The organism is Streptomyces bacillaris (assembly GCF_003268675.1).
GTDB lineage: Bacteria > Actinomycetota > Actinomycetes > Streptomycetales > Streptomycetaceae > Streptomyces > Streptomyces bacillaris.
Genome location: NZ_CP029378.1, coordinates 6309201 through 6327948, shown reverse-complemented (window position 1 = coordinate 6327948; position 18748 = coordinate 6309201). Strand labels below are relative to the sequence as shown.

Below are 18748 nucleotides of genomic sequence, written 5' to 3'. Positions count from 1 at the left end.
GGACCGCCGTACGGGATCTTCCCGGGCAAGAGGCACGAACCCACCCCTCGTGAAAACGTGCACAAGCCACCTCCTACGATGGTCCGCGTGGAAACCCCCATCTCTGCCATCGCCAAGCGCTGGACGCCGTCCACCAGGATCGTCAAGCGTGCCGCGCTCTCCGCCGTCATGATGAGCGTCCTGATCATCGTCACCGGCGGTGCCGTCCGGCTGACCGGTTCGGGCCTCGGCTGCGACACCTGGCCCAAGTGCACCGACGACAGTCTGTTCGCCACCCCCGAGCAGGGGCTGCACGGCGCGATCGAGTTCGGCAACCGGATGCTGACGTACGTCCTGTCGGCGGCCGTCGGCTGGGCGATCGTCGCCGTCAGTTCGATGAAGCCGCGCCGCCGCAAGCTGACCCGGCTGGCCTGGTCGCAGTTCTGGATCGTGCTGGGCAACGCCGTCCTCGGCGGCATCACCGTCTGGGCGGGGCTCAACCCGTGGACGGTGGCCGGGCACTTCCTGCTCGCCAACGCGCTGCTCGCGGTCACCGTGATCACCTGGGTCCGGATCGGCGAGGGCGACGGCCCGGCCCGCCCCCGCGCGCCCCTGCCGGTGCGCCGGCTCGCCTGGGCGATCGTGGCGACCACCGTGGTCCTCATCGTGCTGGGCACCTCGGTGACCGGCTCCGGCAAGCACGCGGGCGACAGCAGCGACGTACCGCGCATGCCGTGGGACTGGTCGGCCGCCGCCCATGTGCACGCCATCTCCGCCTGGGTGGTCTGCGCGCTCGCCATCGCCATGTGGCTGGCCCTGCGCGTGGTCGACGCCCCCGCCGACACCCGGGCCCGCGCCCGCGACCTGCTGGTGGTGCTGCTCGCCCAAGGCGCGATCGGGTACGTCCAGTACTTCACCGACGTCCCCGAGATCCTGGTCGGCATCCACATGTTCGGCTCGGCCATCATGTGGATCGCCGTGATCCGCCTGGTGATGAGCATGCGCGAGCGCGGCGACGACGCCCCGGCCCCGCTGCCGGGCCCGTCCTCCGCCGGGGAGCGCGGGCAGCAGGAGCAGCAGCCCTCGGCGTCCGCGCAGGCGGTCTAGGAGTTAGTACGACGAAGGGGCGGCGGGCCGTGTGCCCGCCGCCCCTTTCGCGTACGGCTCAGCTGTCGTTGGACGGGCCGCCGACCTGGATCCCGGCCATCCGCGACCACTCGTACGGGCCGGTGCGGACCTTGAGGGCGAAGTCGCCGTCGAACTCCTCGTGGACCGTGATGCCGGACTTCTCCACCGCGTTCTCGGCCACGGCGTACGTCGGGGCCACCAGGTCGCCCCAGGCGCCGTCCTGGCCGACCAGGACGATGCGGGCGCCGGCCTCACCGATGTAGGCGAGCTGCCCCTCGGCGCCGCCGTGCTCCTTGGCGAAGGCCCCGATCTCGCGGGCCAGCCTCGCCGCCCTGCGCTCCGCGCGGGCCGCCTTCCGGGCGTCGCTCCGGGAGGTCTGCCCGGTCTCTGCTGCGTCTGCTGCCGTCTCTGCCATGAACAAGATGCTACCGACGAGTAGTTCGAACGGCGACGGGCGGGTCGCGTGGCTTCTGCCACGTGACCCGCCCGTAGAGGCCGGGGGCCGGACTTCCCTAGCGGAGGAAGGGGTCCACCGCGACGGCCAGGAAGAGCAGCGAGACGTAGGTGATGGACCAGTGGAACAGCCGCATCTCCTTGAGCTTGGCGCCGGTCACCCCGGCCCTGGCCCGGTTCTGCAGCCCGTGGGCCTCCCAGAGCCAGAAGCCGCCCGCGAGCAGCGCCACCGAGAGGTAGAACCAGCCGGTGTAGCCCAGCGGGGTGAGGAGCAGCGAGACGCCGACCATCACCCAGCTGTAGAGGACGATCTGCCGGGCGACCACCTGGTTGGAGGCGATGACCGGGAGCATCGGGACGCCGACCCGGGCGTAGTCGTCCTTGACCTTCATGGAGAGCGGCCAGTAGTGCGGCGGCGTCCAGAAGAAGATGACGGCGAAGAGGATGACGGCGGCCCAGGAGAGGGAGTTCGTCACGGAGGACCAGCCGATGAGCACCGGCAGGCAGCCGGCGATGCCGCCCCAGATGATGTTCTGGGAGGTGCGGCGCTTCAGGAGCATCGTGTAGACGACGACGTAGAAGAGCAGCGCCCCGAGGGCGAGTCCGGCGGACAGCCAGTTGACGAGCAGTCCGAACCAGAGGGTCGAGATCACCGCGAGGGAGATGCCGAAGACGAGGCACTCGCGCGGGCTGACCATCCCGGTGACCAGCGGACGCTGCGACGTGCGGTCCATCAGCGCGTCGATGTCGCGGTCGATGTACATGTTGAGCGCGTTGGCGCCGCCCGCCGAGAGATATCCCCCGAAGGTGGTGGCGAACACCAGCCACAGGTCGGGTACGCCCTGGGCGGCGAGGAACATCACCGGAATCGTGGTGATGAGCAACAGCTCGATGATCCGTGGCTTCGTAAGCGCCACGAATGCCTTGACACGGGCCCCGTACGGGCGATGGCCCCCTGGGCTGGGAGTCAAGGCGACCCCGGCGGGTCGGGACTCGACGGCCGTCACGCACACCCCTGACAGAGAAATCCCAGCAAGCTCCGGGCCGAGGGGCCCTTGTGAAGACTTGCGCGAACCCGACCACTGTAGACGTTGGGCCTACACCGTCCTTCGCCGGGGTGGGGTCGTGTTGGGGGTGACTGTGGGATGTACGGAGAAGGTCCGCCGGGAGGCGAAGTGCCCGCGTCGCCCGCACCCTGGAAAGAGCCGGGAGGTGTGGGCCCCGGCGAGGGTAGGCTCGGCAGCGCCCGGTGCGGTATCAGCCACCGGCCTACGAACAGTGGAGAGGAGCCCTGACGCAGGGTGAGCATCAAGCCGACCACCTCAGACCTCCAGTGGACCGATTTGGACCAGCGGGCGGTGGACACCGCCCGCGTCCTCGCCGCGGACGCCGTACAGAAAGTCGGAAACGGCCACCCGGGCACGGCGATGAGCCTGGCCCCCGCCGCGTACACCCTGTTCCAGAAAGTCATGCGGCACGACCCGGCGGACGCGGAGTGGACCGGCCGCGACCGGTTCGTCCTGTCGGCGGGTCACTCCAGCCTGACCCTCTACATCCAGCTCTACCTGGCCGGTTACGGCCTGGAGCTGGACGACCTGAAGGCGTTCCGGACGTGGGGCTCCAAGACCCCGGGCCACCCGGAGTACGGCCACACGACCGGTGTCGAGACGACGACGGGCCCGCTGGGCCAGGGTGTCGCCAACGCGGTGGGCATGGCCATGGCCGCCCGCTACGAGCGCGGCCTCTTCGACCCGGAGGCGGCCCCCGGCACCTCCCCGTTCGACCACACCGTCTGGGTCGTCGCCGGTGACGGCTGCCTCCAGGAGGGCATCGCCGCCGAGGCATCCTCGCTGGCCGGGCACCAGAAGCTGGGCAACCTGGTCCTGCTCTGGGACGACAACCACATCTCCATCGAGGGCGACACCGAGACCGCGGTCTCCGAGGACACCCTCAAGCGGTACGAGGCGTACGGCTGGCACGTCCAGCGCGTCGAGCAGCAGGCCAACGGCGACCTGGACCCGGCGGGCCTGTACGCGGCGCTCCAGGCGGCCAGGGCCGAGACCGAGCGCCCCTCGTTCATCGCGGCCCGCTCGATCATCGCCTGGCCCGCCCCGAACGCCCAGAACACCGAGGCCGCCCACGGTTCGGCCCTCGGCGAGGCGGAGATCGCGGCCACCAAGCGGGTCCTGGGCTTCGACCCGGAGCAGACCTTCGAGGTCTCCGACGAGGTCATCGGCCACACCCGCCAGGCCCTGGACCGCGGCCGTGAGGCCCGTGCCGAGTGGGACAAGGCGTTCGCCGCGTGGCGCACCGCCAACCCCGAGCGCGCCGCCGACTTCGACCGGATCGCGGCGGGCGAGCTGCCCGCGGGCTGGGAGGACAAGCTCCCGGTCTTCGAGCCCGGCAAGTCCCTGGCCACCCGCGCCGCCTCCGGCAAGGTCCTCCAGGCGCTGGGCGAGATCGTGCCCGAGCTGTGGGGCGGCTCCGCCGACCTCGCGGGCTCGAACAACACCACGATCGACAAGACGTCCTCGTTCCTCCCGGTCGGCAACCCGCTGCCCGAGGCCGACCCGTACGGCCGCACGATCCACTTCGGGATCCGCGAGCACGCGATGGCCGCCGCCATGAACGGCATCGCGCTGCACGGCAACACCCGTATCTACGGCGGGACCTTCCTGGTCTTCTCCGACTACATGCGCAACGCGGTGCGCCTCTCCGCGCTGATGCACCTGCCGGTGACGTACGTGTGGACGCACGACTCGATCGGCCTCGGCGAGGACGGCCCGACCCACCAGCCCGTCGAGCACCTGGCCTCGCTGCGCGCCATCCCGGGGCTGAACATCGTCCGCCCGGCCGACGCCAACGAGACGTCCATCGCCTGGGCCGAGATCCTGCGCCGCTACACCAAGGTGTTCGGCAAGGGCACCCCGCACGGTCTGGCGCTGACCCGCCAGGGCGTGCCGACGTACGAGCCCAACGAGGACGCGGCCAAGGGCGGTTACGTCCTGTTCGAGGCCGAAGGTGGCGAGCCGCAGGTGCTGCTCATCGCGACCGGCTCCGAGGTCCACGTCGCTGTCGAGGCGCGCGAGCAGCTCCAAGCGGCCGGTGTGCCGACCCGGGTGGTCTCGATGCCGTCCGTCGAGTGGTTCGAGGAGCAGGATCAGGGTTACAAGGAGAGCGTGCTCCCGCCGTCGGTCAAGGCGCGGGTCGCCGTGGAGGCGGGCATCGGCCTGACCTGGCACCGGTACGTCGGGGACGCCGGCCGGATCGTCTCGCTCGAGCACTTCGGCGCCTCGGCCGACGCCAAGGTCCTCTTCCGCGAGTTCGGCTTCACCCCCGAGAACGTGGCCGCCGCCGCACGGGAATCTCTCGAAGCCGCAGCACGCTGACGCCGGTAGATACCACTAGTAGGAGATGCAACTCATGACAGACGCACTCAAGCGCCTCTCCGACGAGGGCGTGGCGATCTGGCTCGACGACCTGTCGCGCAAGCGGATCACGTCCGGCAACCTCGCCGAGCTGATCGACCAGAGCCATGTCGTCGGCGTCACCACCAACCCGTCGATCTTCCAGAAGGCGATCTCCTCGGGCGACGGCTACGAGCAGCAGCTCACCGACCTCGCCGCCCGCAAGGTCACCGTCGAGGAGGCCCTGCGCATGATCACGACGGCGGACGTCCGCGACGCCGCCGACATCCTGCGCCCGGTCTTCGACGCCACCGACGGCCAGGACGGCCGGGTCTCCATCGAGGTGGACCCGCGCCTGGCGCACAACACCACGGCCACCGTCGCCGAGGCCAAGCAGCTGGCGTGGCTGGTCGACCGGCCGAACACGCTCATCAAGATCCCGGCCACCAAGGCGGGCCTCCCGGCCATCACCGAAACGATCGGCCGGGGCATCAGCGTCAATGTGACGCTGATCTTCTCGCTGGAGCGGTACCGCGCGGTCATGGACGCCTACCTGGCCGGTCTGGAGAAGGCGAAGGCCGCGGGCCTGGACCTGTCCAAGATCCACTCGGTGGCGTCCTTCTTCGTGTCCCGCGTGGACACCGAGATCGACAAGCGGCTGGACGCCATCGGCTCCGACGAGGCGAAGGCCGCCAAGGGCAAGTCCGCCCTGGCCAACGCGCGCCTGGCCTACGAGGCGTACGAGGAGGTCTTCTCCTCCGACCGCTGGGCCGCGCTCGACAAGGCGCAGGCCAACAAGCAGCGCCCGCTCTGGGCCTCGACCGGCGTGAAGGACCCGTCCCTCAAGGACACCCTGTACGTCGACGAGCTGGTCGCCCCCAACACGGTCAACACCATGCCGGAGGCGACCCTGGAGGCCGTGGCGGACCACGGCGAGATCACCGGCAACACCGTCGCCGGCGGCTACGACCGGGCCCGCGCCGACCTCGACGCGATCAAGAAACTCGGCGTCTCGTACGACGAGGTCGTGCAGGTGCTGGAGGACGAGGGCGTCGAGAAGTTCGAGGCGTCCTGGAACGACCTGCTCAAGTCGACCGAGGCGGAGCTTTCGCGCCTCGCCCCCTCGGAGGGCTGACCACTTTGTCTGCTGTTCCCGGAGCCAACCCGCTCCGTGACGCACAGGACCGACGGCTCCCGCGTATCGCGGGGCCGTCGGGCCTGGTCATCTTCGGCGTCACGGGCGATTTGTCCCGTAAAAAGCTGATGCCTGCCGTCTACGACCTGGCCAACCGCGGCCTGCTGCCACCGGGCTTCTCGCTCATCGGCTTCGCCCGCCGCGACTGGGAGGACGAGGACTTCGCACAGGTCGTCCACGACGCCGTCAAGGAGCACGCCCGTACGCCGTTCCGCGAGGAGGTCTGGCAGCAGCTCATCCAGGGGATGCGCTTCGTCCAGGGCAACTTCGACGACGACGAGGCGTTCGAGACGCTGAAGGCGACCATCCAGGAGCTGGACCAGGCGCAGGGGACGGGAGGCAACTTCGCCTTCTACCTCTCCGTGCCGCCGAAGTTCTTCCCCAAGGTCGTCCAGCAGCTCAAGAAGCACGGCCTGGCCGACCAGACCGAGGGCTCCTGGCGACGGGCCGTCATCGAGAAGCCGTTCGGCCACGACCTGGCCAGCGCGCAGGAGCTCAACCAGCTCGTGCACGACGTCTTCCCGCCCAACGAGGTCTTCCGGATCGACCACTACCTGGGCAAGGAGACGGTCCAGAACATCCTGGCGCTGCGGTTCGCCAACACGATGTTCGAGCCGATCTGGAACCGGTCCTACGTCGACCACGTGCAGATCACGATGGCCGAGGACATCGGCATCGGCGGCCGCGCCGGCTACTACGACGGCATCGGCGCCGCCCGTGACGTCATCCAGAACCACCTGCTCCAGCTGCTGGCGCTCACCGCGATGGAGGAGCCCGGCTCCTTCCACCCCAAGGCCCTGGTCGCCGAGAAGCTCAAGGTGCTCACCGCCGTCGAGCTGCCCGAGGACCTCGGCCTGCACACCGTGCGCGCCCAGTACGAGCACGCCTGGCAGGGCGGCCAGGAGGTCCTCGGCTACTGCGAGGAGGAGGGCATCGACCCCAAGTCGACGACCGACACCTACGCGGCGATCAAGCTGACGATCAACAACCGCCGCTGGGCGGGCGTGCCGTTCTACCTCCGGACCGGGAAGCGGCTCGGCCGCCGGGTCACGGAGATCGCGGTCGTCTTCAAGCGCGCCCCCTACCTCCCCTTCGAGTCCGGTGCCACGGAGGAGCTGGGCGGCAACGCCCTGGTCATCCGGGTCCAGCCCGACGAGGGTGTGACCGTGCGCTTCGGCTCCAAGGTGCCCGGCACCTCGATGGAGGTCCGGGACGTCACGATGGACTTCGCGTACGGCGAGTCCTTCACGGAGTCCAGCCCGGAGGCGTACGAGCGGCTCCTGCTGGACGTGCTGCTCGGGGACGCCAACCTCTTCCCGCGCCACCAGGAGGTCGAACTCTCCTGGACCATCCTCGACCCGATCGAGGAGTACTGGGCCAAGCACGGCAAGCCCGCCAAGTACGCGGCCGGCACCTGGGGTCCGGCGGAGGCCGACGAAATGCTCGCACGGGACGGACGGAGCTGGAGGCGGCCATGAAGATCGATCTCACGGAGACCACATCCAGCCAGATCAACCAGGCGCTGGTCTCGGCCCGCCGGGCGATCGGCACCCCCGCCATCGGCATGGTGCTCACGCTGGTCATCGTCACCGACGAGGAGAACGCGTACGACGCGCTCAAGTCGGCCGGTGACGCGTCGCGCGAGCACCCCTCGCGGATCATCGCGGTGATCAAGCGGGTCAGCCGCTCGCCGCGCGCCCGGCGCGACGCCCGCCTGGACGCCGAGGTCCGGGTCGGCTCGGACGCCGGGACCGGCGAGACCGTCGTCCTGCGCCTCCACGGCGAACTGGCCAACCACGCCCAGTCGGTGGTGCTCCCGCTGCTGCTCCCCGACGCCCCGGTCGTGGTCTGGTGGCCGGAGGACGCCCCCGCCGACCCGGCGAAGGACCCGCTGGGCGCGCTCGCCCAGCGCCGGATCACCGACACCTACTCCGCCGAGGCCCCGCTCGACGAGCTGGCGGTGCGGGCGGCGGCGTACAGCCCCGGCGACACCGATCTGGCCTGGACCCGGATCACGCCGTGGCGCTCCATGCTGGCCGCCGCCCTGGACCAGCAGCCGGCGACCGTGATCGGCGCGATCGTCGAGGGCGAGAGCGACAACCCGAGCTGCGAACTGCTCGCGATGTGGCTCGCGGACCGGCTCGGCGTCCCGGTGGAGCGCACGCTCTCCGCCGGCCCCGGGCTGACCGCCGTCCGGCTGGAGACGAAGAACGGCGTCATCGTGCTCGACCGGGCCGACGGCTCGCTGGCCACGCTCTCCATGCAGGGCCAGCCGGACCGCGCGGTGGCGCTCAAGCGGCGCGAGACCGCCGAGCTGCTGGCGGAGGAGCTGCGCCGGCTGGACCCGGACAACACCTATGAGTCCGCGGTGAAGTTCGGGGTGGAGAAGCTCCACGCGGGCGGCGAGGCGAAGGCCGCGGCCGACGGGGAGAAGCCGGCGGAGGGCGAGCGCAAGGCGCCTGCGGCCAAGAAGGCCCCGGCGAAGAAGGCGGCCGCCAAGTGACGTCTCCCCAACTGGTCGTGCACCGCGACAAGGAGCTGATGGCGCAGGCCGCGGCGGCCCGGCTGATCACGAGGATCGTGGACGCCCAGGCCGCCCGGGGTCATGCCTCGGTGGTGCTGACCGGCGGGCGCAACGGCAACGGTCTGCTGGCCGCGCTCGCCGCCGCCCCCGCCCGGGACGCGGTCGACTGGTCGCGCCTGGACCTGTGGTGGGGCGACGAGCGGTTCCTGCCCGAGGGCGACCCCGAGCGGAACGTCACCCAGGCCCGGGAGGCGCTGCTCGACGCGGTGCCCCTGGACCCGGCCCGGGTGCACGCCATGCCGGCCTCGGACGGCCCGTACGGCAAGGACGTGGACGAGGCGGCGGCGGCGTACGCGGCCGAACTCGCCGCCGCCGCGGGGCCGGAGGACCACGGTCCGGTGCCCTCCTTCGACGTGCTGATGCTGGGCGTCGGCCCGGACACGCATGTGGCCTCGCTCTTCCCGGAGCTGCCCGCGGTACGGGAGACCGAGCGCACCGTCGTCGGTGTGCACGGGGCCCCCAAACCGCCGCCGGTCCGGATCTCGCTCACGCTCCCCGCGATCCGCGCGGCGCGTGAGGTGTGGCTGCTGGCGGCGGGCGAGGACAAGGCGGAGGCGGCGGCCATCGCACTGTCCGGCGCCGGGGAGATCCAGGCCCCGGCGGCGGGCGCGTACGGACGCAGCCGCACGCTCTGGCTGCTGGACGCGGCGGCGGCCTCGCAACTGCCGCGCGCGCTGTATCCACCGGCGTCGGCCTGAACGTTGACACCCTGAGGGCCCGGCCCGCTTTTCACAAGCGGGCCGGGCCTTCTACATGAAAAGCTCGCGCCCATGGTGCATATCGGAACCGTGGTGATGGGCGCGAGTGACGTGGCGCGGGCCGCCGCCTTCTGGAAGGCGGCGCTCACGTACACCGAGCGCGAGCCGGGGACGGACGACTGGGTGGTCCTGGTCCCGGCCGAGGGGCCCGGGGTCGGGGTGGCGCTGGGGCGCTCCGCCTCCCCCGTGCAGGAGGTCCCCCGGGTCCACCTCGACCTCTACTCGGACGAGCAGGAGGCCGAGGTGGCGCGGCTGATCGGTCTCGGCGCCGAGCGGGTGGCGTGGGAGCTGTACCCGCCGGACCCGGACTTCGTGGTCCTGGCCGACCCCGAGGGCAACCGCTTCTGCGTCATCGACACGACGCACGGCGGCTGAGGAGACCCCGGCCCCCCTGCCTCAGAGGATGACCTGGTCCGCGCCCTGGTGCAGCTTGGTGATCGCGGCCCGGCAGGCGCCGACGAAGCGGTCGAAGACCGGGGTCGTGGAGCCGGCCCGGCCCGCGCGGGTGTTGTTGGTGAACATGGCGGCGCGCAGCTCGGTGGTCAGCTCCAGCTGACCGCCCTTGGACAGCATCGTGCGGTTGACCGGGTTGTTGGGGTTGACCCCGGCCAGGTCGGGCGTCTCGTTCCCGTCCCGCCAGGCGATGCCCACCGCGTCGAACTCCGCCTTGAGCAGGGTCTTGAAACGGGTGTTGAGGCCGCCGACCACCACGGCCTGCGGGACGGTGCCCGCCTGCGCCGACGTACAGCCGTGCAGGCTCAGGACGTTGAGGCTGCCGAACGCCATGGAGAGCGCGACATGGTCGTCACAGTTCTTGGCGGTGACGTGCAGATCGCGGTTGCCCGAGGTGCGCAGCCCCTCGAACATCCAGTAGTCGTGCACCCCGTGGCCGTCCTGGAGCGGGGCGAGCGTGGCGGGGTGGTATCCGGCTATGGCGAGGCAGAGTTCGGAGGTGCCCATCTCGATGCCGCCGCCGTGCAGGGCCATGACGGTGGTCCGGTTGTACGGGTACTTCTGCGGGGTCGAGTCGTCGACGTACTCATGTCTCTTGTAGCGGCGGGCGAACTCGACGCCCTCCTTGCCCGCGAGCTTCTTGTAGAGGTCGGTGTTGGAGGTGTAGATGTCCAGGTCGCCGGTGGCGTGGGCGGGGGTCGCGGTGAGCGAGCCGAGCAGCGGGCCGCTGACGGCGGCGGTGGCGAGGGCGGTGAGCACCGTACGACGGTGGGTGAAGGTCATGATCGATATCGTCGCCCACGCGGGGTCACGAATACAACGCCGGGATTGTGCTCTCTGTCACGGACTGCCTGTCACAAGCCCTCTGTCACGGACCGTCTGTCTTGTCCCGGGACCCGTTCGTCCGCCGCGGCGTCGGCGCGCTCCAGGAACGGCTCCAGCAGCCCCGGGACGGCCTCGGCGGCGAAGGCGAGGCCCTCGGTCGCGTCGGTGTCGTACGCCGTGTACGCGCCCCCTCCGGCGGCCGTGGTGGCCGTGATGGTGAGCAGCCCGGCCCGCCGCTGGAAGTACGACTGCTTGACGGTCCAGCCGATCACCCCGGCCCGCTCCAGGGCGGCCGTCGAGCGGCGGAGCGTGCCGGAGCGGGTCACCAGGTAGCGGCCGGAGATCGCGTGGCCGAGCCCCCGGTACGCGTCCAGCGCCAGCGCCACCGCGAGCGGCAGGGACACCGCCGCGAGGCCGAGCGCGATCCAGAGAAGTACGGAGGTGAGCAGCGCCCCGAGGAAGGTGAGGAGCAGGACGGGGGCGAGGGCGGCGGCGAGCGACCAGCGCAGCCTGCGGCCCCGGGCGGCGCGCGGGTGGCGGGTCAGCGCGGCGCCGGTCGGGGTGACCGCCTCCCGGAGCACGTCGGCGGCGACGGAGTCGGCCAGCGGGCGCGGCACCGCCGGGAGGACGGTGTTGTGGTCGGCGTTCTTCGCCTCGTGGTCCTGGGCGAGGCCGGTGGTGATGGCGTCCAGCCGGGCGGCGCCGAACAGCCGTACGCCCAGGGGTTCGACCAGGTCGACCCCGCGGAGCCGGGCCTCCTCCACGGAGATCGACCGGGAGGTGAAGAGCCCGCGCCGCACCCGCAGGGTGCCGCCTGGCTCGCGCTCCAGGCGGTAGTTCCACCACATCTCGATCCAGAGGCCGAGCGCCCCGATCGCCCCGGCGGCCAGGGCGGCGGCCAACAGTATGACGATCACCCAGAGGAGCGGGGTCTCCTGGAAGCGGTCCCCGGCCCAGGCGATGACCTCGCCCTGGGCGCCGAGCCAGTCGCTGATCTGCATGACCGCGCCGACGGCCGCGCCGCCGAGCATGGGGGCGACGAAGGAGACCGGGGCGTAGCGGATCCAGCGCGGATCGAGGGCGGCCAGTTCGCCGTCGCGGTGGACTCCGGGCGGGGTGGTGGCGGTGCGTTCGAGGAGGAGGCGGCGGAGCCGTTCGCCCTCGGCGCGGGTGACCGGGTCCAGCTCCAGGGTGGATTCGCCGCCCTGTTCGCCGGTGCCGATCCTGACGGTGACCAGGCCGAGGAGGCGCAGCAGCAGGTTGGCGGTGAGGTCGACCGTACGGATGCGGCTGCGGGCCAGGGAGCGGCGTTTGACGAGGAGGAGGCCGGTGTGGAGGTCGACGTGCTCCTCGCCGATGCGGTAGCGGGTGCGGTGCCAGCGGACCCGGTCGGCGCCCGCCGCCACCGCGACGATCAGGAGGCCCGCTCCGGCCACCGTGAACGCCGCGCCGGGGAGGCCGAGCCAGCGGGAGAGGCCGAGGGCGGCGGGCAGGGCCGCGCCCGCGACGACGCCCGCCACGACGAGGGCGGAGACCAGGACCGTACGGGGGTCGAGGCGGCGCCAGTCGTCGTACGGGGTCCGCGGGGTGCTCATGTGGCGTCGCCGGGGGTGTTACGGGTGATGCGGGTGAGGCGTTCGGCCAGTTCGGCGGCGACCTCGTGGTCCAGGCCCTCGATGCGGACCGCGCCCCGGGAGGAGGCGGTGGTGACCGTGACGGTGGCGAGCCGGTAGAGCTGTTCCAGCGGGCCGCGCACGGTGTCCACGGTCTGGATGCGGGACATGGGCGCGATCCGCCACTCCTGCCAGAAGAACCCGGTGCGTACGTAGACCGCGTCCTCGGTCACCTCCCAGCGGTGCGTCCGGAACCACCAGAGCGGGAGGAGCAGGGCGGAGGCCGCGCCCGCCGCGGCGATCACCGCGGCGGGCAGCAGCAGCCAGAAGCGGGCGGGCCCGATGAGCGCGCCGAGCACGGCGAGCGGGACGACGGGGACGAGGGTCATCAGCAGCCACTGGACCCGCCACCAGCCGACCGCCCGCTCGTTCAGCGTGTTGCGCGGCGGCCGCAGCCGTATCTCCGCACCCGTCCCGTCCGCCGGCATGGGGTCAGCGCCCCCGCAGCGTGCGGTAGGCGGCGACCAGGGCGGCGGTGGAGCTGTCCAGCTCCCCGGCGCCTTCGGTCCCGGCGTCGCCGGTCAGGACGGGCTCGATCTTCTTGGCGAGGACCTTGCCGAGTTCGACGCCCCACTGGTCGAAGGAGTCGATGTCCCAGATGGCGCCCTGGACGAAGACCTTGTGTTCGTAGAGCGCGATGAGCTGGCCGAGGACCGAGGGGGTCAGCCGGTCGGCGAGGATCGTGGTCGTCGGGTGGTTGCCGCGGAACGTCTTGTGCGGGACCAGTTCCTCGGGCACGCCCTCCGCGCGGACCTCGTCGGGCGTCTTGCCGAAGGCGAGCGCCTGGGTCTGGGCGAAGAAATTGGCCATCAGCAGGTCGTGCTGAGCGATCAGGCCGGGCAGCAGGTCGTGGACCGGGGCGGCGAAGCCGATGAAGTCCGCCGGGATCATCTTGGTGCCCTGGTGGATCAACTGGTAGTACGCGTGCTGCCCGTTGGTGCCGGGGGTGCCCCAGACGACCGGTCCGGTCTGCCAGTCCACCCGGTCGCCCTGGCGGTCCACGGACTTGCCGTTGGACTCCATGTCGAGCTGCTGGAGGTAGGCGGTGAACTTGGACAGGTAGTGGCTGTAGGGCAGCACCGCGTGCGACTGGGCGTCGAAGAAGTTGCCGTACCAGACGCCGAGCAGGCCCAGCAGGAGCGGGGCGTTCTCCTCGGCGGGGGCGGTGCGGAAGTGCTCGTCGACGAGGTGGAAGCCGTCGAGCATCTCGCGGAACCGGTCCGGGCCGATGGCGATCATCAGCGAGAGGCCGATCGCGGAGTCGTAGGAGTAGCGGCCGCCGACCCAGTCCCAGAACTCGAACATGTTGGCCGTGTCGATACCGAACTCCTCGACCTTCTCCGCGTTGGTCGACAGCGCCACGAAGTGCTGGGCGACGGCGTCCTGACCGGCGCGCAGCTCGGTGAGGAGCCAGTCGCGGGCGGAGGTGGCGTTGGTGATCGTCTCGATGGTGGTGAAGGTCTTCGAGGCGATGATGAAGAGCGTCTCGGCCGGGTCCAGGTCGCGGACCGCCTCGTGGAGGTCGGCGCCGTCGACGTTGGAGACGAACCGGACGGTGAGCGAGCGGTCCGTGAAGGAGCGCAGCACCTCGTACGCCATGGCGGGGCCGAGGTCGGAGCCGCCGATGCCGACGTTGACGATGTTCTTGATGGGCTTGCCGGTGTGGCCGGTCCACTCCCCCGCCCGGACCTTCTCCGCGAAGGCCACCATCCTGTCCAGCACGGCGTGGACGGCGGGCACCACGTTCTCGCCGTCGACCTCGATCACCGCGTCGCGCGGGGCGCGGAGCGCGGTGTGCAGGACCGCCCGGCCCTCGGTGGTGTTGATCTTCTCGCCGCGGAACATGGCGTCCCGCAGCTCCGCGACCCCGGTGGCGGCGGCGAGTTCACGCAGCAGGCGCAGCGTCTCGTCGGTGACCAGGTGTTTGGAGTAGTCGAGGTGGAGGTCACCGACCCGGAGGGTGTAGGCGGTGCCACGGTCCGGCGCCTGCGCGAACAGCTCGCGCAGTCCGGTGGCGCCGAACTCCTCGCGGTGCTTGGCGAGAGCCGTCCACTCGGGGGTCTGGTTGAGCTTGGTTCGGCTTGCTGCGTTCATCCCGGATATCAGCCCACTTCTTCTTGTACGTCAGCATCCCCGCTGCCCCTCCAACCTAATTGATCGAGGAGGCGCGCAGGCGCGGACGCGGGGCGTACGGCGGAAAAGCGGTCCGGCCGGACACCCGTGGGGTGTCCGGCCGGTGAACGACTGGGGTGGTGCGTGGGTCAGATCTCGCCGCGGAGCTTGGCCAGCGCCTCGGCGAGGATCGCCTCGCCGTCCTCGTCGCTGCGCCGCTCCCGTACGTACGCGAGGTGCGTCTTGTACGGCTCGGTGCGGGGCGGGTCCGGGGGGCTGTCCTTGTCCTGGCCGGCCGGGAAGCCGCAGCGCGGGCAGTCCCAGGTGTCCGGCACCTGCGCGTCATGGGCGAAGCTGGGCTGTGTCTCGTGCCCGTTCGAGCACCAGAAGGAGATGCGCAGGCGCGGCGCGGACTCGCCCCGCTCGGCCTCACCCATCGGCCCCGCTCCGACCCGGCTTCCCCGGATCGCGTTGCCACTTGCCACGGTCGTAACTCCCTGCCTGATGGTGCTCGACGAAGCCTCAGTCTACGTAAGGCCCAACGCACGTCCAGTGAAAGGAGTTACACCGTCACCGGGAATCGCGGGCGGGGTCAGTCCCCGAGCTTGACCAGCAGACCGAGGACGACGACACAGGCGAACCAGATCAGGCCGACCACGACGGTGATGCGGTCGAGGTTGCGCTCGGCCACCGAGGAGCCGCCGACGGAGGACTGCATTCCGCCACCGAACATGTCGGAGAGGCCGCCGCCCTTGCCCTTGTGCATGAGCACCAGCAGCATCAGCAGCAGGCTGAAGACGATCAGAGCGATCTGGAACGCCATAACCACGGCTGGTCCCTACTTTCCGGAATTCTCGACTACTGCCTGTACGTACTGCGGGGGCCGGAAGGGTGGACAACCCTCTCGGCCCCCGCAAGGGTACGACGGATCCGCGCTACCGCATACTCACTGGTCGCGGAAGCGGACGATCTTGACGAACTCGTCGGCGTCCAGCGCCGCGCCGCCGATCAGGGCACCGTCGACGTCGGGCTGGGCCATGATGGCCGCCACGTTGCCGGACTTCACCGAGCCGCCGTACTGGATGCGGACGGCGTCGGCCAGCTCCTGCGAGTACAGCTCGGCCAGCCGGCGGCGGATCGCCCCGCAGACCTCCTGGGCGTCCTCGGGGGTGGCGACCTCGCCGGTGCCGATGGCCCAGACGGGCTCGTAGGCGATGACGATGGACTCGGCCTGCTCGGCCGGGAGGTCCTTCAGGGCGCCGTCGAGCTGCGCCAGGGTGTACGGGACCTGGTCACCGGCCTTGCGGACGTCCAGGCCCTCGCCGACGCAGAGGATCGGGGTCAGGCCGTGCTTGTAGGCGACCTTCACCTTGGCGTTGCAGATCTCGTCACTCTCGCCGTGGTACTGGCGGCGCTCGCTGTGCCCGACGGCCACGTACGTACAGCGCAGCTTGGCGAGCATCGGGCCGGAGATCTCGCCCGTGTACGCGCCGGAGTCGTGCGCCGAGATGTCCTGGGCGCCGTACTTGATCTTCAGCTTGTCGCCGTCCACCAGGGTCTGCACGGAGCGCAGGTCGGTGAAGGGCGGCAGGACGGCGACCTCGACGGCGTCGTAGTCCTTGTCGGTGAGGGCGAAGGAGAGCTTCTGGACGTGGGCGATGGCCTCGAGGTGGTTGAGGTTCATCTTCCAGTTGCCCGCCATCAGCGGGGTGCGGGTGGTCATCGGGGTTAGCCCTCCAGTGCGGCGAGGCCGGGAAGCGTCTTGCCCTCGAGGTATTCGAGGCTGGCACCGCCACCGGTCGAAATGTGTCCGAAAGCGTTCTCGTCGAAGCCCAGGATGCGGACGGCGGCGGCGGAGTCACCGCCACCGACGACGGTGAACGCCGGGGAGTCGATGAGCGCCTGGGCGACCGCGCGGGTGCCCTCGGCGTAGTCGGGGTGCTCGAAGACGCCCATCGGGCCGTTCCAGAAGACGGTGGCCGTGTCGGCGAGCTTCGAGGCGTAGAGCTTGCGGGACTCGGGGCCGATGTCCAGGCCCATCTGTCCGGCGGGGATGGCGTCGGCGGCCACCGTGGCGGGGTGCGCCGGGGCCTTGGTCTTCATGTCCGGGAACTCCCCGGCGACCAGCACGTCGACGGGGAGGACGAACTCCACACCACGCTCCTTCGCCCGCTCGATGTACTCCTTGACGACCGGGATCTGGTCCTCCTGGAGCAGCGAGGCGCCGACCTCGTGGCCCTGGGCGGCGAGGAAGGTGAAGACCATGCCGCCGCCGATCAGGATGCGGTCGGCCTTCTCCAGCAGGTGGTCGATGACGCCGAGCTTGTCGGAGACCTTGGCCCCGCCGAGGACGACGGCGTACGGGCGCTTGACGTCGGTGGTGAGCTTCTTCAGCACACCGACCTCGGTGGCGATGAGGTAGCCCGCGTAGTGCGGGAGGCGCGCCGGGAGGTCGTAGACGGAGGCGTGCTTGCGGTGTACGGCCCCGAAGCCGTCGCCCACGTACACATCGGCCAGCTCGGCCAGCCGGTCGGCGAAGGCGCCGCGCTCGGCGTCGTCCTTGGAGGTCTCACCGGCGTTGAAGCGGAGGTTCTCGAGGACGGCGACCTGGCCGTCGGTGAGGCCGTCGACGGTGGCGCGGGCGGAGTCTCCCACGGTGTCGGTGGCGAAGGCGACGTCGGCGCCGAGGAGTTCGCCCAGGCGCGCGGCGGCGGGCGCCAGCGAGAACGCCGGGTCCGGGGCGCCCTTGGGGCGGCCCAGGTGCGAGGCGACGACGACGCGCGCGCCGGCCTCCGCGAGCTTGGCGACGGTCGGCAGGACGGCGCGGATCCGGCCGTCGTCGGTGATGGTGGTGCCGTCCAGCGGCACATTGAGGTCGGCGCGGACGAATACCCGCCTGCCGGCGACCCCTTCGGTGAGAAGTTCGTCGATCGTCTTCATCTGTTCCGTTTACTCCTTGGAAGGACCGATGAGCATGCTAAGGGGCCCGACCGGCGCGTCGTTGCGCCGGTCGAGCCCCTTGCTCACATCGATGTGCCTGCCGACCCGAGGATCAGAGCTGGTTGCCGACGAAGACCGTGAGGTCGACGAGGCGGTTGGAGTAGCCCCACTCGTTGTCGTACCAGCCGAGGATCTTCACCGTGTTCCCCTCCTGGACCATGGTCAGGGAGGAGTCGAAGGTGCAGGACGACGGGTCACCGACGATGTCCGAGGAGACGATCGGGTCCTCGGTGTACGTCAGGAAGCCCTTGAGGGCGCCGTCGTCGGAGGCCTTCTTGAACGCGGCGTTGACCTCGTCCTTGGTGACCTCGCGGTCCAGCGTGACGACGAGGTCGGTGGCGGAACCGGTCGGGACCGGGACGCGCATGGCGATGCCGTCGAGCTTGCCCTTGAGCTGCGGGAGGACCAGGGCGGTGGCCTTGGCGGCACCCGTCGTGGTCGGAATGATGTTCTCGGCGGCGGCGCGGGCGCGACGCAGGTCCGAGTGCGGGAAGTCCAGGATGCGCTGGTCGTTGGTGTACGCGTGGACCGTCGTCATCAGGCCCTTGACGATGCCGAAGTTCTCGTCGAGAACCTTGGCCATCGGCGCCACACAGTTCGTGGTGCAGGAGGCGTTGGAGATGACGTGGTGGTTGGCCGCGTCGTACTTGTCCTGGTTGACGCCCATGACGATGGTGATGTCCTCGTCCTTGGCCGGAGCCGAGATGAGGACCTTCTTGGCGCCACCGGCGATGTGCTTCTCGGCGTCGGCCTTCTTGGTGAAGATGCCGGTCGACTCGATGACGATGTCGACGCCCAGCTCACCCCAGGGGATGTCGGCCGGGTTGCGCTCGGAGAGCACCTTGATCGTGTGACCATCGACGGTGATGGTGTCGGCGGTGTGGCTGACCTCTGCCTTGAGACGACCCAGGATGGTGTCGTACTTCAGCAGGTGGGCCGTGGTCGCAGTGTCACCCAGGTCGTTGACAGCCACGATCTCGATGTCCGCACCCTGCTCGAGCAGCGCGCGGAAGTAGTTGCGACCGATGCGGCCGAAGCCGTTGATGCCTACGCGGATCGTCACGAACCGATCTCCTCGTATAAGTACGCCGGTTTCTGAAGCCGACGAGGTGTATAGGGATGTCCCCGACCGCTATCGACCCTACCTCTCCGAGGCCCCTGGGGTGACATCGAGAGGGCCC

18 protein-coding genes are annotated in these 18748 nt (G+C 70.5%); 7 read left to right on the top strand and 11 right to left on the bottom strand.

From position 1 onward, the window contains the following. Positions 1 to 78: 78 nt before the first annotated feature. Positions 79 to 1086 carry a COX15/CtaA family protein gene (locus DJ476_RS27490; protein WP_093749370.1) on the top strand — a complete coding sequence of 336 codons (1008 nt, stop codon included), beginning with the start codon at positions 79 to 81 and terminating at the stop codon, positions 1084 to 1086. A 58-nt stretch (positions 1087 to 1144) separates the two neighbouring features. Here DJ476_RS27490 and DJ476_RS27485 read toward each other — a convergent pair whose 3' ends face one another. Together DJ476_RS27485 and DJ476_RS27480 are read right to left on the bottom strand one after the other, a co-directional pair. Further along, positions 1145 to 1522: a hypothetical protein gene (locus DJ476_RS27485; RefSeq protein ID WP_093749371.1), complete on the bottom strand. Its 378-nt coding sequence runs from the start codon at positions 1520 to 1522 to the stop codon at positions 1145 to 1147. Between the two features lie 97 nt (positions 1523 to 1619). Further along, a complete protein-coding gene (locus DJ476_RS27480; RefSeq protein ID WP_029395063.1) occupies positions 1620 to 2573 on the bottom strand; it encodes a heme o synthase in 954 nt (317 codons plus the stop codon). A 288-nt stretch (positions 2574 to 2861) separates the two neighbouring features. Between DJ476_RS27480 and tkt the strand changes: the two genes are divergently transcribed. The 6 genes from tkt (at position 2862) to DJ476_RS27450 (ending at position 9879) form a co-directional block, all read left to right on the top strand. Beyond that, complete coding sequence (gene tkt / locus DJ476_RS27475) at positions 2862 to 4949, top strand: transketolase (RefSeq protein ID WP_112491785.1); 2088 nt, start codon at positions 2862 to 2864, stop codon at positions 4947 to 4949. Positions 4950 to 4983: 34 nt separating this feature from the next. After that, positions 4984 to 6102 (top strand): transaldolase, encoded by a 1119-nt coding sequence (gene tal, locus DJ476_RS27470; RefSeq protein ID WP_070203741.1) that lies wholly within the window; start codon positions 4984 to 4986, stop codon positions 6100 to 6102. A 5-nt stretch (positions 6103 to 6107) separates the two neighbouring features. Beyond that, positions 6108 to 7640, top strand: coding sequence for a glucose-6-phosphate dehydrogenase (zwf, locus tag DJ476_RS27465; protein WP_103418732.1), 1533 nt, complete (start codon positions 6108 to 6110; stop codon positions 7638 to 7640). Then, complete coding sequence (opcA, locus tag DJ476_RS27460; RefSeq protein ID WP_103418731.1) at positions 7637 to 8665, top strand: glucose-6-phosphate dehydrogenase assembly protein OpcA; 1029 nt, start codon at positions 7637 to 7639, stop codon at positions 8663 to 8665. Before zwf ends, opcA begins: the two co-directional genes overlap by 4 nt. After that, positions 8662 to 9444, top strand: coding sequence for a 6-phosphogluconolactonase (pgl, locus tag DJ476_RS27455; protein ID WP_112491784.1), 783 nt, complete (start codon positions 8662 to 8664; stop codon positions 9442 to 9444). Before opcA ends, pgl begins: the two co-directional genes overlap by 4 nt. A 72-nt stretch (positions 9445 to 9516) precedes the next feature. Beyond that, a complete protein-coding gene (locus tag DJ476_RS27450) occupies positions 9517 to 9879 on the top strand; it encodes a VOC family protein (protein WP_103418729.1) in 363 nt (120 codons plus the stop codon). A 21-nt stretch (positions 9880 to 9900) separates the two neighbouring features. Here the strand turns inward: DJ476_RS27450 and DJ476_RS27445 are convergent, their stop codons facing one another. The 9 genes from DJ476_RS27445 to gap form a co-directional block, all read right to left on the bottom strand. Further along, complete coding sequence (locus DJ476_RS27445; RefSeq protein ID WP_103418728.1) at positions 9901 to 10740, bottom strand: poly-gamma-glutamate hydrolase family protein; 840 nt, start codon at positions 10738 to 10740, stop codon at positions 9901 to 9903. Between the two features lie 71 nt (positions 10741 to 10811). Continuing rightward, positions 10812 to 12377, bottom strand: coding sequence for a PH domain-containing protein (locus DJ476_RS27440; protein WP_112491783.1), 1566 nt, complete (start codon positions 12375 to 12377; stop codon positions 10812 to 10814). After that, positions 12374 to 12883, bottom strand: a complete 510-nt coding sequence (locus tag DJ476_RS27435; protein ID WP_103418726.1) for a PH domain-containing protein — start codon at positions 12881 to 12883, stop codon at positions 12374 to 12376. The genes DJ476_RS27440 and DJ476_RS27435 overlap by 4 nt, the downstream gene beginning before the upstream one ends. A gap of 4 nt (positions 12884 to 12887) precedes the next feature. After that, complete coding sequence (pgi, locus tag DJ476_RS27430; protein ID WP_112491782.1) at positions 12888 to 14549, bottom strand: glucose-6-phosphate isomerase; 1662 nt, start codon at positions 14547 to 14549, stop codon at positions 12888 to 12890. A 167-nt stretch (positions 14550 to 14716) separates the two neighbouring features. Further along, the gene (locus tag DJ476_RS27425; RefSeq protein ID WP_073217477.1) at positions 14717 to 15052 is read right to left on the bottom strand and encodes an RNA polymerase-binding protein RbpA; all 336 of its coding nucleotides are present in this window, start codon (positions 15050 to 15052) and stop codon (positions 14717 to 14719) included. 107 nt (positions 15053 to 15159) lie between these two features. Beyond that, positions 15160 to 15396: a preprotein translocase subunit SecG gene (gene secG, locus DJ476_RS27420; RefSeq protein WP_026237546.1), complete on the bottom strand. Its 237-nt coding sequence runs from the start codon at positions 15394 to 15396 to the stop codon at positions 15160 to 15162. A gap of 117 nt (positions 15397 to 15513) precedes the next feature. Beyond that, positions 15514 to 16290, bottom strand: coding sequence for a triose-phosphate isomerase (tpiA, locus tag DJ476_RS27415; protein WP_112491781.1), 777 nt, complete (start codon positions 16288 to 16290; stop codon positions 15514 to 15516). A gap of 5 nt (positions 16291 to 16295) precedes the next feature. Beyond that, complete coding sequence (locus DJ476_RS27410; protein WP_112491780.1) at positions 16296 to 17507, bottom strand: phosphoglycerate kinase; 1212 nt, start codon at positions 17505 to 17507, stop codon at positions 16296 to 16298. Positions 17508 to 17619: 112 nt separating this feature from the next. Next, positions 17620 to 18630 (bottom strand): type I glyceraldehyde-3-phosphate dehydrogenase, encoded by a 1011-nt coding sequence (gene gap, locus DJ476_RS27405; protein ID WP_018488114.1) that lies wholly within the window; start codon positions 18628 to 18630, stop codon positions 17620 to 17622. Positions 18631 to 18748: the final 118 nt, after the last annotated feature.